This is a genomic window from Winogradskyella ludwigii, assembly GCF_013403985.1.
GTDB lineage: Bacteria > Bacteroidota > Bacteroidia > Flavobacteriales > Flavobacteriaceae > Winogradskyella > Winogradskyella ludwigii.
On record NZ_JABFDF010000006.1, the window covers coordinates 204,884 to 217,228 of the forward strand.

The following is a 12,345-nucleotide window of genomic DNA, read 5'->3' on the forward strand; positions in this document are numbered from 1 at the left end:
ATTAGTGTTGTGATTAACCTAATCATCGATACTCAATTTAAAAAAATCATTCACTGGTTTATTAAACAGCTCCGAAAGCTTTAATGCTAAAACTGTTGAAGGCACATACCGATTGGCTTCAATAGAGTTTATGGTTTGGCGAGAAACACCAATACGCTTGGCCAACTCATCTTGAGTTAAACTTAAAATAGCGCGTTCTACTTTTATAGTATTTTCCATTATCTGTAACGTTTTAAGTTATGGTAAATCATAAGTTGAATCATTAACATAAATAACAAAATCTGAAAATCACCCAAATCCTTAAACGCCTCACCTCCTGAATGTACAGCGTTAGAAACTCCAAATTCAACATAAGGCATTACTAAGGCATAAATAACACCTACAATAAAAGCAATTGCGTACGATTGTGCTCTTAAACTAACGGTCATTTCATCCTCTACTTTATCTTTAGATAATGACATAATTAGCATTCCTACTAAAAGCACTTTCTTTAATAACAACTTTAACCATTCCGTTTCTCCTTCCATTGCAAAAGCACGCACAAACATCATTATAATAGACAGAGACGCAATTGCAATTCCAACAGCCATGAATTGATGTGATAATCTAAAATTAATAAACTTATTAAAACTCTTACGCTCGCATTCTAATATTTTCTTTGCATCCATAATTGACAAATCAATTTTATATTAAGTAAAAACATTTTTACTATATGACAAATATACTTTACATTTAATAATTACACAAGTGTTTTTTAGAAAAATTGAGATTCTTAAAATTTTTCTACTAACTTCATTTTATGTATGTTGCAAAACATTGAGACCACTTTTATCATCCAAACATTGATAAACCTATAAAAACATAAAGCATGAAATTATCATTTGTTTTCCTATCATTCCTTTTTTGTATAAATATTAATGCACAAATTAATTTTCAAGAACATATAATTATTGATGAATCCATAAGTGCTAATGACCCAAATGCTATACTATCTGCAGATATTGATGGTGATGGAGATAGCGATATTCTATCCTCGTCCTATGCGGATCGCAAAATAGCATGGTATGAAAATTTAGACGGAAATGGAACTTATGGTACACAACGTATAATAGCTACAACATCTACCTACTCTAGAATATCATCAATTCATCTTGCAGATGTAGATAATGATGGAGATCTCGATTTACTATGGTCATCAGACAATGGCGATTTTGTTGGTTGGTTTAAAAACCTCGATGGTTTAGGAAATTTTGGTGATTACAGCAATATAGGCTCCCAATTAAATGGTGCTAGTTCCGTATTTTCCAAAGATATTGATGGAGATGGAGATTTAGATGTACTATCGACCTCTTCTATCGATGATGAGATTAATTGGTTTGAAAATCTCGATGGATTAGGGGATTTTGGCCTAAAAAACACGATTTCTGATGCATCTAATGGTGCTAAATCCGTTTTATCCAAAGACATAGATGGTGATGGCTACATGGATGTTATAGTAATGAGAAATAATGCCTTTGAATGGTTTAAAAATTTAAATGGTCTTGGTGATTTTGGACCTAAAAATGCATTTAGCGTAAATTCCGTAGAATCTATACATATTGATGACTTTGATAATGATGGTGATATGGATATTGTTACAGCTTCTGATTCTAATAATACGATAAAATGGTTCGAAAATACGGACGGTCTTGGCACCTATGATTTGCAACACATTATTTCTACTTCTGCGATTAATGCGAAATCTGTTTTTTCAATAGATATAGACAATGATGGCGACGTTGATATTATCTCTGCATCAAGAGAGGATGATAAAATTGCATGGTATGAAAATCTTGATTCTATGGGGAATTTTAGCACAGAAAAAATTGTGTCAACTAATGCTAAAGGAGCACGTTTAATTTACGCGGACGATTTAGATGGAGATGGTGATAATGATTTAATTTCAGGTTCTATGTACGATGATAAAATTGTATGGTATAAAAATACAAATGGTTTAGGCCAATTTGAAGAGCAAAATAAATTAACCCAAAGTGCGTTTAAACCCGAATCTATTATTGCTGCAGATTTGGATGGAGATGGTGACCAAGATGTTCTTTCTTCCTCATGGGCAGATGATAAAATTTCTTGGTATGAAAACACAAATGGTCTCGGTGATTTTAGCAAACAGAAAATAATATCTACAGACACTAATTATCCTGTATATGTTGTTTCATCAGATATAGATGGTGATGGAGATATGGATGTACTTTCTGCCTCAAGACAAGACAATAAAATAGCGTGGTATGAAAACCTTGATGGTCATGGAAATTTTGGTGATCAACAAATTATTAGTTCAACAGAGTCAAATGCCAATTATATCTATACGGTTGATTTGGATGAGGATGGAGATATGGATGTCTTAACATCATCGTATGATGGAATTGCATGGTATATAAATACCAATGGACTTGGGCAGTTTAGCTCTAGACAAGTAATATCTGCGAGTAGCTTTCAAAATTATTCGCCTGTTGCTGCAGATTTAGATGGCGATGGGGATTTAGACATAGCCTCTACTGCTAGATATTCTGGAGGAAATAATGAATTAGCATGGTATGAAAACACAGATGGGCAACAAACATATATACGTCATGGTATTACAACAAATATAGATGCTGCAAATTCTACGTTTGTTACAGATATTGATCAAGATGGAGATATTGATATAATAGCAGCAGCTTACAACAAAATAGCCTTATATGAAAACAATACAGGTTTAGGGAATTTTTCATCAGAACAATTATTAACCGTTGACTATTTACATGGCGCCAATTCCATAAATTATTATGATATGGATTTAGATGGTATAGAAGATCTTATTTATGGACTTTCATCAGACGACAAAATTGTTTGGAAAAAAAGAAATGCTTCTGGCTACTTTGGTGCAACTCAAGAAATAGCCACAAATGCTGTTGATGTAAAATCTGTTTTTGTTACAGATATAGATGGAGATACTGATATGGATGTTGTTTTTTCTTCTATTGGTGATAATAAAATTTCATGGTACGAGAACTCTACCATTACTTTAAATATAACAGATAGTACATTAGAAAATTTTACTATTTATCCAAATCCTGCAGATAATATTCTAAACATTGAATCTAAAACTAATATTTTACAAACTAAAATTTACAATAGCCTAGGTCAGTTAGTTTTAACAAAAACAAATGACAAAAGAATAGACATTTCAAATTTAAACAATGGCATTTATTTTATAAAAATAATAGATACTATGAAAAACACTGAAATAAAAAAAATAATAAAAAAGTAAATACTTTTATCAACATTAAAAACCAATAAATCAAACAAGTAACTCACTTAAACCGATTTAACTAACTATCACAAATCAGCTATTCTTAGCTTCAATCCACTTGCTCATATACTTGGTGCTTTGCATAGTCTGATGCATCAACAGCAGACCAATAAAATTATATTGTCTGTGTTGATCTAAGTTAATTCTAAGTGATTTAATATGAGTTAAAAAGGCTTCTTCAAAATCTAACCGATTAAAACGTTGATTTAAAACCTCAAAACCAGCTTGTTGCTTATGTTTCCATATATCAGAATTGTTATAAAGCAAAATTGCTTTTTTGGCAAAGTCTTCAGGATTATCTTCAATAAAACCATTTTCTTCAAATTCACCAAACATACCTTCAGATGCAATACTTGTCATGACACAAGGTGTTCCGTTTTGCATGGCATCTACAAGTTTTCCTTTTAGTCCTGCTCCAAAACGTAAAGACGCAAAGCATACTTTTGCATTTTGCATGACTATATTTACATCTTCTGCAAATCCTTTAATTAAAAACCCTTCTTTTTTATTGTTCAGTTGCAACACTTTTTGAGATTCATAAGCACCATAAATATGCAATTCTGCTTTAGGTAATTGCTTTTTAATTAGTGGCCAAATGCTTTGCCTCAAATATAAAATAGCATCGTAATTTGGTGCGTGTAGAAAATTACCAATGGTAATAAAATGTTGTCTCGCTTCAAAAGTTGGTAATTCTTGAATATGATCTTCAGAAATAGGTTCTAATAAAAATGGCAAATAATAAAGTAAGCTTTTATCTATTTTAAACTGATTCGTTAAAATATCTATTTCAGCCTGAGAAATCATTATACTTAAATCACAACGATATATACTGGCTATTTCACGTTTGGTTATAGCATTTTGTAAGTGCATCAAAGTAACCTCTTCATTTTGTTTTAAAGCCTCTTCCCTAGCTTTTCTTAAGCCATGAAAATCTTCAGTATCTAACACTCGTAAAGTATTTGGACATTGTTCTGCAACACGCCATCCATACTGTTCTTCGCTCATAAAACGATCAAACAACACCACATCTGGGCGTAATTCCTGAACAAAAGCATCAAAAGATGAATCGTTTAAAACAATCGATTTTGTAGTAACATTAATAGAATTTAAATCAAAGGTATTATCTGAAGTTTTAGCCGCAGAACAAAATGTAACCTCATAGCCTTGATATTGAAATTGAGTAATTAATTGCAACATACGACTACCTGCTGCAGAACTTTTTGGCTCTGGCCAAACGAAACCAATAACTAGTAACTTTTTTTTCATTAAAAACTCTAAAATATAATGTCACTGCGAACTAAAAGCGTGGTAATCTGTAGATTATTTTAATTTACACTTTTATTGAGGTTCATCTAAAAACACATATTTTAAACGTACTGTTTTTGCCCAAGAAACGACAGCATCTATTTGGTCTTGCGATAATTTTGCATCGCCATGTACCCAAGTATAACTGTCTAATGGCATTTCTTTTTCTTCAACCATCTCAATTAACTCATCGAGTTTATGGTCTTTTTTCTTATCAGAATAATCATTCCATTTAGAAATATTAAAATGCTTTTTTCCATCTGCAACATGTTCTGCCAGCCAATAATTAACAGGTGTTACATTATTATACCAAGGATAGCGTGTACTATCACTATGGCAATCATTACAGGCATTATTTAGAATCAACTTCACATCTTCTGATGGATTTGTATCGGCGTAAAATACGTCTACAGAAGTGGAGTCTCCATCATTTTTATCTGGTCCAAAAAATTGCGCAACAACTAAAACGACCAAAAGTATCAGTCCTACATTCTTAATAATCTTCATTTTTGTTTAATTTTAAAGTTCTAAATTAATCAATTTTATTTTGACCAAAGCAGAACTTTATAAGGAATTGAGCTATGTGAATCATTCGCGAGAAAAACGGTTAAAATATGCCAATCTTGTCATTGATAATCCAGAATTAGTTGTTCCACTACTAGAGATTCTTTTTGATGTAGATGATAAAATTTCGTGCCGAGCGGCTTGGGTTTTAGAGTTTATGTGTAGCGAAAAACTTGAAGAAATTATTCCGCATCTAAATACCTTTACCAAAAACATTCATAAAGTACATTTAGATTCTGCTGTGCGACCTGTTGCCAAAGTTTGTGAATATCTCATTTATGCGAATTATTCTAAAACAGACAATATTATTAAATCTCATTTATCTGCAAAGCACAAAGAAAAAATTACAGAAGCTTGTTTTGATTGGATGATAAGTGACCAAAAAGTAGCACCAAAAGCGTATGCCATGACTAGCTTATATTTATTAGGACTAGAATATGATTGGATTCACCCAGAGTTAGTTCTTATTTTAGAACGCGATTTTAAAATGCAAAGTGCTGCTTTTAAAGCTAGAGCACGACAAATTTTAAAGAAAATTGAAAAAGGTAAAAAAGCAAAATAGAAAGGTAAAAAATCCCACTTACTTTCCTATATTTGATGCTTCTTTAAAACCACCGTAAATGACACTTTCAGCACTAAATGCAATTTCACCAATTGATGGTAGATACCGATCTAAAGTAGAAAAATTAAAAGATTATTTCTCTGAAGAAGCACTGATTAAATATCGTGTTTTAGTAGAAATTGAATATTTTATTGCACTCTGTGAGTTGCCATTACCGCAATTAGAATCTGTGCCTAAATCTATTTTTGAAGATTTAAGAGCTATCTATAAGAATTTCACAGCTGTTGATGCGGCTGCAATTAAAGATATTGAAAAAGTAACCAATCACGATGTAAAAGCGGTTGAGTACTTTATAAAAGATAAGTTTGATGCTTTAGAATTATCTGCTTATAAAGAGTTTATTCACTTTGGCTTAACTTCTCAAGATATTAATAATACGGCAATTCCTTTAAGTATAAAGGATGCCATGAATGATGTCTATGTACCTGAATATTTTTCACTTTTAGAAAAGATTGAAGGCTTGGCAAAAGATTGGGCACATATCCCAATGTTAGCAAGAACTCATGGTCAGCCAGCATCACCAACACGTTTAGGAAAAGAGATTGAAGTTTTTGCGGTGAGATTAAAAGCGCAATTTGATTTATTAAACGATGTGCCAAGTGCTGCAAAATTTGGTGGTGCAACAGGAAATTTTAATGCACATAAGGTCGCTTATCCTAATATTGATTGGAAAGCGTTTGCATCAAAATTTGTTCAAGAAAAATTAGGCTTACAACATTCATTTCCAACGACACAAATTGAGCATTACGATCATGCAGCTGCTTTGTTTGATGCTTTAAAACGTATAAACACGATAATTATAGATTTAGACAGAGACATTTGGACTTATGTTTCTATGGATTACTTTAAACAAAAAATTAAAGCCGGAGAAGTTGGAAGTTCTGCAATGCCACACAAAGTAAATCCTATTGATTTTGAAAACAGTGAAGGAAATTTAGGAATGGCAAATGCTATTTTTGAACACCTTTCTGCAAAGTTACCTATTTCGAGATTACAGCGTGATTTAACAGATAGTACAGTTTTAAGAAATGTTGGTGTGCCTTTTGGACATACTATTATCGCATTTAAATCTACCGTTAAAGGTTTAGGTAAGTTATTGTTGAATGAGGCTAAATTTGCTCAAGATCTTGAAAATAATTGGGCTGTGGTTGCCGAAGCAATTCAAACTATCTTAAGACGCGAAAGTTATCCTAATCCTTACGAAGCGCTTAAAGGACTAACACGAACTAACGAAGCGATTACGCAAAACTCTATTTCAAATTTTATTGATACCTTAGCTGTATCAGATACTATTAAATCTGAATTAAAAGCTATTACACCAAGTAATTATACAGGTATCTAAATACTATTAAGTTCATGAAATTAATTCCTTCAAGTAAAGATGCTATTGCGCTCACTTGTGTTACCTTAATAACGCTGGGACTTTTTATTTCTGGCTTATGTGGCGTGTTGGATTTCTTTATCATAAAAGTCGTATTAATTTTAAGTACTTTAGTGCTATTTGCTGTAGCAACAAATTGCGCTATTCAAAATTATAACAAAGAAAATCGTCTTGAAGACAAGCCTCAAGACGATTCTAATTAACATTTAAATAAAAGTCAGTTTATTTAAAAAAGTCTGTTATTCCTTTTAATTGATCTTCTTCAATATTTGCATTTTTTAATACAGAACTTAAAGACATTAATTTACTGGCATTCATATCATCACCTAAAATTCTAGCGATTATAAAGCCTTTGTTAGTAGCATTTCCAAAAATAATGAGCTCTTCAATATTATCGATATCTCCTAAGAATTTTACCGTGAACTTTCCATCTACTGAATTTCCGCCACGCATTAATTCTTCGTATTTGGGATCTTTTAAAATGGTTTGTACTTTTTCTAATTCTAGTTTATAGTCTTCAGCTTCTGTATCTTCTTTCATAAACGTGAGTACGTTTAATTTATCTACAGAATTATAAGCTTCTTTTTGCATTTCAGTCATGTCAACGTTTTCTACATTAACAATACTTGAAGGTACATCGAACGACGTAAAACCGGGTTTTAATTCGTTATCTACATAATAGGTTTGCAATGTTGGTCCTTGGTTACAACTTGTAAAAGCTGCAACCAAAAACAACACTACGATTGATTTTTTGATTGATTGTATCATGATTTTATTGTTTTTTTTCTCCAGCTTTCTTTAACTGCTCTCCACCTGGAATATCCATTTGATTTGTAATTTTAGATACTTGTCTTAGATCAATATCTCCCGTTAACGATAGTAAAACAGTTTCAAATTCTCGTTTTTTACCATTAATTTCAATGTTTTGATCTTTAGTTAATTCCTTAAGACCACTCACAAACATTAATAATTCTTTTACATGGTTTTCATCACTACCTTCCTTTACATAAAACTTAACGGTTTGCCCACCATCTTTCATACGCATTAACTCTTCAAGTTCTGATGATTTTAAGTATTTATCTACAGTAGCTTTCATATCTGCTGAAATCTTACTATCTCCAGTTGTAAAAACTTTAAGTCCTGTGATTTTCTTAACCATATCCATGTATTGTTGAGATTCTGGATCGTCCATATCAATATCGATACTAGCAATCATGCTAAACATTTTTTGGTTAACAATTACTGATGCTACTTCATTCATATCTTCGTATTTATCAAAGATACTCTGTGCTCCAGACATAAATGGTGCTACAATTAGTGCCATTATTACAATTAATTTCTTCATAATTTCTTGATTTTTGTTTGTTACTTGTTTTTAAAAATTTTGTTTGTTGTTTTTGTAAATTCACTTAAGTGTCCTGCTACTTCAATTCCTTGATTTAAATTATCAGAAACTAAAGTCAGTGAATTAAGTTGTTGTTTACCTTCATTCATACCTAAAGAAATTAAATTAAAAGCCTCAATCGTTTGGTTATAAGCCAAAAGTGCTTCTTGTTTTTCTTGCTCTGAAGGACCAATAAAAGTTGGTACAACTAAACCAATCATTAAAACAGCCACAGCTGCGACAGAAATCCATTGATACAATTTTGTTTTCTTAGAGTTTAATGGAACGTCTTTGGTGTACTGCTCTTGTTTTGATTGTGAAAAGTATTGAAACATTGGTTTGTAATGCTCTAAATGCGGTGCCACATCATCACTTAAGAAATACGCTTTTAATTGCGCTTCTTCTTTAAGCGTAGTTTCTGCATTGTTATACTTTTCTATTAATATTTCTATATTATTTAATACCATGTTTATGTGTACTAGTTAATTTTTCTCTTATTGCTTTTCGTGCTCTAGATAAATTCACTCTAATCGCAGTTTCATTCATGTCTAGCATTTTTGCTATTTCTGCGAAATCATATTCTTCAATATCTCTTAGTTGCACTATTATTTTTTGTTGTTCTGGTAGATCTTCCATTATTTTAGAAACCCAATCTACACTATCTTTTGCTTCAACTTGTTTTTGTAATGACGAATTGTTATCCGTATAATTACTATGTACAATTTTTAAATTCTGTGCTTGTTTCGATTTTAAACGATCTAAACAAAAATTCTTAGTCATGGTCATTGAAAACGCTTCTACATTCTTGTACTCACCAATCTTTTTACTATTCTTCCATAATTTCAAAAGTATTTCTTGTGTGGCATCTTCCGCTTCTTCACGAGATACGAGCAATCGCTTGGCTAAGCGAAACACTTTATCCTTAAATGGCATTACTAAGCTTACAAAATCTGCTTGCTTCATTATTGTTTTGATTGGTTGATGAATTCAATGTTACTTGCCTTCATTATTACGACGATACACTTTAGGTTTTGTTACAAAGTTTTTTTTATTTTACAATATTGTAAGTAAATTTAGAGTTTTACAGACAAAAGAGAAGAATTGCTCCTCCTTAAATAAAACTTATACTATGAAAAACATTAAAATTATATTACTCTCTTGCCTAGCTCTTTTTACAATGACAAGCTGCTTTGACGATATGGATGACAACAATATTGCAGGAGAAGAAATTAACGATTTTGTTTGGAAAGGTATGAATGTGTTTTATTTATATAAAACTCCAATAACCGATTTAGCAGATGATAGATTTACAACTAATAGTGAATACACGAGTTATTTAAATAGTTTTAGCAGTCCTGAAGACTTATTTGAATCCCTAAAGTATAATCCAAGTACAGTAGATAAATTTAGTAGAATTTATAGTAATTATTATGACTTACAAAATCTGCAATCTGGAACCACTTTAAATAATGGTATTGAGTTTAATTTTTATCTCGTTCCTGATAGTGAAACTGAAGTTTTTGGTGCCATTACCTTGGTTTTAAATAATAGTGTTGCAGATAATTTAGGTTTGCAACGTGGTCAAATTTTTAGAGCTGTAAATGGCGAACCGTTAACAATTAATAGTATCGATGATAGTAATGATGCTGTTTATCAAAATTCTATGACACTCAATTTTGCAGATTACGATACAAATGGAACCGCTGACTCTGGAGACGATACCATAACTTTGAATGGCATAAGTGCCGATTTAAACAAAGAAATTTATACTGAAAATCCTGTGCATGTTGCACAAGTTATAAATCACGGAAGCGCAACCGTAGGTTACTTAATGTATAATGGATTTAATGCTGATTTTGATAGCGCTTTAAACGATGCTTTTGGTCAATTTAGTGCTGCAGGTGTATCTGAACTCGTTATAGATTTAAGATATAACGGAGGTGGTTCTGTACAGACAGCTGCTTACTTAGGTAGTATGGTTACTGGACAGTATACTGGAGAGGTTTATTCCAAACTATTTTATAACGAAAATTTAAGCAATAACAACAGAGACTACTTATTTACAAACTCAATTGAAGATGTTGGAGCAATTAACAGTCTTAATTTAAATAAGGTATATGTATTAACAACAAACAGAAGAACGGCTTCGGCAAGTGAGTTATTAATTAATAGTTTAGGTTGGTACATCGATGTTGTTGTGATTGGTGAGAATACTGTAGGCAAAACACAAGCCTCAAGAACACTCTATGATTCATCTAATTTTTCGCTTGAAAACGTAAACCCAAGACACACGTATGCTATGCAACCTTTAATCGCAAATTCTACGAATGCTAATGATGCACTTGTACCTTCTGATGGTATGGTGCCAGATATTCTAATAACAGAAACACCAAGCACTTTTGGCACTCTTGGAGATGTAAACGAACCGTTATTAGCAGCTGCATTAGCAGATATGTCTATCTCTGATCGTTCTTCAAATTTGTTTAATGATAAAACTCGATTAAGAGAAATACAAATACCTATTTCACCTTTAAAACAAGATATGTTTATTGATTAATTGCTTAAATCATTAACATTAAAAAGCCGCTTTTACAATTTGTAGAAGCGGCTTTTTTATTTGAACATTTTCAAAAACAGACTTATTTTTTTTAAGTCATTTTGAATAAATATTTTATTTAATTAAAATATATTTTTGAAGCACCTACAGCAACGCTAAACGTATTTGTTTCAGTTCCTGAAGCTAAATCATAAACTAATAAAGTACTATTTGCTGCAAAGCCTCCAGCATCTGTAACAAATAATTGATTATCATCAACAGACAAACCGTATGCATATCCAGCAGTAGTGCCAAATAATGACGATGTTGGTAAACTTGTAGCGTTATCTGTTAAACCATATACTTCGTTGTTTAAAATATAATAAGCCATACCATCTTCATAAGCCATTAGACTTGGATGTTGACCTGCTGAAAATTCTAAAGTAGAGATTATAGAATTATCACTTAAATCAATTCTTGTAATAGCTGCTTCAGTTTCAACAGGTGGAGTTAACCAAGATTGGTTAGCACCAGAACTTAAGACTAATAAATCTCCAGATTCGTCAATAAATAGTTCATCTGGCACATCATTTACTGTAATAGTTTCAAGTGTATAATCTGAAGTATTGATTACAGAAATCACATTATTAACATTAAAACCGCCATTATGAGATACGTAAAGTTTGTCAGATTCCTCTAAAACTTGTTCAGGACCTTCTGAAACAGAAATTGTAGAAATTACAGAATTAGAAGTTAAATCAATGACAGCAATATAATCGTCTGTAGTGTCATTTGGATCTCCCCAGTCAGATACATAAGCTGTATTATCTTCAAAAGCAATATATCTTGGTAATGATAATCCTGTAGAAATAGTTGCTAACTTTTCAAAAGTATAACGATTAACTACTTTAATTGTGCCATCTTGGACTACGATATAAGCTTTATCATCATTAAAACCTATAGATTGTAAATACCCACCTGTAGTTTCATTATTTGCATTAAAATAAATTTGATTTTCTGACGTCATTAAATCCTCAGAAATAAATGATACTGAGCTTGGTAACGAAAACGACCCTTCTCCACTTACTATAATTCCGTCTTCATAAGCACCTAAAGGCTCTGATGGTGTTATGGAATCGTCATCGTCCGAACATGAAACGACAAATAATGACATTGCGAAAATTGATAAAATGATTTTTTTCAT

Annotated in this window: 14 protein-coding genes; 5 read left to right on the top strand and 9 right to left on the bottom strand. The window is 31.7% G+C overall.

The window, feature by feature from the left end; genetic code table 11:
* Window positions 1–18: 18 nt before the first annotated feature.
* Both HM981_RS14735 and HM981_RS14740 read right to left on the bottom strand, forming a co-directional pair.
* The gene (locus tag HM981_RS14735; protein ID WP_179339567.1) at window positions 19–219 is read right to left on the bottom strand and encodes a helix-turn-helix transcriptional regulator; all 201 of its coding nucleotides are present in this window, start codon (window positions 217–219) and stop codon (window positions 19–21) included.
* Window positions 219–668 carry a hypothetical protein gene (locus tag HM981_RS14740; RefSeq protein ID WP_179339568.1) on the bottom strand — a complete coding sequence of 150 codons (450 nt, stop codon included), beginning with the start codon at window positions 666–668 and terminating at the stop codon, window positions 219–221. The genes HM981_RS14735 and HM981_RS14740 overlap by 1 nt, the downstream gene beginning before the upstream one ends.
* A gap of 200 nt (window positions 669–868) precedes the next feature.
* Between HM981_RS14740 and HM981_RS14745 the strand changes: the two genes are divergently transcribed.
* On the top strand, window positions 869–3,307 hold the full coding sequence (locus HM981_RS14745; RefSeq protein ID WP_179339569.1) for a T9SS type A sorting domain-containing protein: 2,439 nt from the start codon (window positions 869–871) through the stop codon (window positions 3,305–3,307).
* Window positions 3,308–3,382: 75 nt separating this feature from the next.
* Here HM981_RS14745 and HM981_RS14750 read toward each other — a convergent pair whose 3' ends face one another.
* Both HM981_RS14750 and HM981_RS14755 read right to left on the bottom strand, forming a co-directional pair.
* Window positions 3,383–4,615 carry a glycosyltransferase gene (locus HM981_RS14750; RefSeq protein WP_179339570.1) on the bottom strand — a complete coding sequence of 411 codons (1,233 nt, stop codon included), beginning with the start codon at window positions 4,613–4,615 and terminating at the stop codon, window positions 3,383–3,385.
* A 72-nt stretch (window positions 4,616–4,687) separates the two neighbouring features.
* Window positions 4,688–5,161, bottom strand: coding sequence for a heme-binding domain-containing protein (locus HM981_RS14755; protein WP_179339571.1), 474 nt, complete (start codon window positions 5,159–5,161; stop codon window positions 4,688–4,690).
* Window positions 5,162–5,201: 40 nt separating this feature from the next.
* Here HM981_RS14755 and HM981_RS14760 point away from each other — a divergent pair, with 40 nt between their 5' ends.
* Genes HM981_RS14760 through HM981_RS14770 form a run of 3 tightly spaced genes read left to right on the top strand, consistent with a single transcriptional unit; the run spans window position 5,202 to window position 7,424 of the window.
* Window positions 5,202–5,780: an adenylosuccinate lyase gene (locus HM981_RS14760; protein WP_179339572.1), complete on the top strand. Its 579-nt coding sequence runs from the start codon at window positions 5,202–5,204 to the stop codon at window positions 5,778–5,780.
* Window positions 5,781–5,838: 58 nt separating this feature from the next.
* Window positions 5,839–7,182: an adenylosuccinate lyase gene (gene purB / locus HM981_RS14765; protein ID WP_179339573.1), complete on the top strand. Its 1,344-nt coding sequence runs from the start codon at window positions 5,839–5,841 to the stop codon at window positions 7,180–7,182.
* A gap of 14 nt (window positions 7,183–7,196) precedes the next feature.
* On the top strand, window positions 7,197–7,424 hold the full coding sequence (locus tag HM981_RS14770) for a hypothetical protein (RefSeq protein ID WP_179339574.1): 228 nt from the start codon (window positions 7,197–7,199) through the stop codon (window positions 7,422–7,424).
* Between the two features lie 19 nt (window positions 7,425–7,443).
* On the opposite strand, the gene HM981_RS14775 is transcribed toward HM981_RS14770, so the two are convergent.
* Genes HM981_RS14775 through HM981_RS14790 form a run of 4 tightly spaced genes read right to left on the bottom strand, consistent with a single transcriptional unit; the run spans window position 7,444 to window position 9,568 of the window.
* Window positions 7,444–7,989, bottom strand: a complete 546-nt coding sequence (locus HM981_RS14775; protein ID WP_179339575.1) for a DUF4252 domain-containing protein — start codon at window positions 7,987–7,989, stop codon at window positions 7,444–7,446.
* 4 nt (window positions 7,990–7,993) lie between these two features.
* Complete coding sequence (locus HM981_RS14780) at window positions 7,994–8,566, bottom strand: DUF4252 domain-containing protein (protein ID WP_179339576.1); 573 nt, start codon at window positions 8,564–8,566, stop codon at window positions 7,994–7,996.
* A gap of 20 nt (window positions 8,567–8,586) precedes the next feature.
* Window positions 8,587–9,072: a hypothetical protein gene (locus tag HM981_RS14785; protein ID WP_179339577.1), complete on the bottom strand. Its 486-nt coding sequence runs from the start codon at window positions 9,070–9,072 to the stop codon at window positions 8,587–8,589.
* Window positions 9,059–9,568: an RNA polymerase sigma factor gene (locus HM981_RS14790; RefSeq protein ID WP_179339578.1), complete on the bottom strand. Its 510-nt coding sequence runs from the start codon at window positions 9,566–9,568 to the stop codon at window positions 9,059–9,061. The genes HM981_RS14785 and HM981_RS14790 overlap by 14 nt, the downstream gene beginning before the upstream one ends.
* Before the next feature lie 166 nt (window positions 9,569–9,734).
* Between HM981_RS14790 and HM981_RS14795 the strand changes: the two genes are divergently transcribed.
* The gene (locus tag HM981_RS14795) at window positions 9,735–11,162 is read left to right on the top strand and encodes a S41 family peptidase (protein ID WP_246286289.1); all 1,428 of its coding nucleotides are present in this window, start codon (window positions 9,735–9,737) and stop codon (window positions 11,160–11,162) included.
* A gap of 118 nt (window positions 11,163–11,280) precedes the next feature.
* Here the strand turns inward: HM981_RS14795 and HM981_RS14800 are convergent, their stop codons facing one another.
* Window positions 11,281–12,345: a YncE family protein gene (locus tag HM981_RS14800; RefSeq protein WP_179339579.1), complete on the bottom strand. Its 1,065-nt coding sequence runs from the start codon at window positions 12,343–12,345 to the stop codon at window positions 11,281–11,283.

Excerpts from the sequence above, each read along its gene's own strand:
- purB (WP_179339573.1), top strand. The coding sequence starts at position 5,839 with ATGACACTTTCAGCACTAAATGCAATTTCACCAATTGATGGTAGATAC.
- HM981_RS14780 (WP_179339576.1), bottom strand. The coding sequence starts at position 8,566 with ATGAAGAAATTAATTGTAATAATGGCACTAATTGTAGCACCATTTATG.
- HM981_RS14770 (WP_179339574.1), top strand. The coding sequence starts at position 7,197 with ATGAAATTAATTCCTTCAAGTAAAGATGCTATTGCGCTCACTTGTGTT.
- HM981_RS14755 (WP_179339571.1), bottom strand. The coding sequence starts at position 5,161 with ATGAAGATTATTAAGAATGTAGGACTGATACTTTTGGTCGTTTTAGTT.
- HM981_RS14740 (WP_179339568.1), bottom strand. The coding sequence starts at position 668 with ATGGATGCAAAGAAAATATTAGAATGCGAGCGTAAGAGTTTTAATAAG.
- HM981_RS14775 (WP_179339575.1), bottom strand. The coding sequence starts at position 7,989 with ATGATACAATCAATCAAAAAATCAATCGTAGTGTTGTTTTTGGTTGCA.
- HM981_RS14735 (WP_179339567.1), bottom strand. The coding sequence starts at position 219 with ATGGAAAATACTATAAAAGTAGAACGCGCTATTTTAAGTTTAACTCAA.
- HM981_RS14750 (WP_179339570.1), bottom strand. The coding sequence starts at position 4,615 with ATGAAAAAAAAGTTACTAGTTATTGGTTTCGTTTGGCCAGAGCCAAAA.
- HM981_RS14800 (WP_179339579.1), bottom strand. The coding sequence starts at position 12,345 with ATGAAAAAAATCATTTTATCAATTTTCGCAATGTCATTATTTGTCGTT.
- HM981_RS14795 (WP_246286289.1), top strand. The coding sequence starts at position 9,735 with ATGAAAAACATTAAAATTATATTACTCTCTTGCCTAGCTCTTTTTACA.
- HM981_RS14790 (WP_179339578.1), bottom strand. The coding sequence starts at position 9,568 with ATGAAGCAAGCAGATTTTGTAAGCTTAGTAATGCCATTTAAGGATAAA.
- HM981_RS14785 (WP_179339577.1), bottom strand. The coding sequence starts at position 9,072 with ATGGTATTAAATAATATAGAAATATTAATAGAAAAGTATAACAATGCA.
- HM981_RS14745 (WP_179339569.1), top strand. The coding sequence starts at position 869 with ATGAAATTATCATTTGTTTTCCTATCATTCCTTTTTTGTATAAATATT.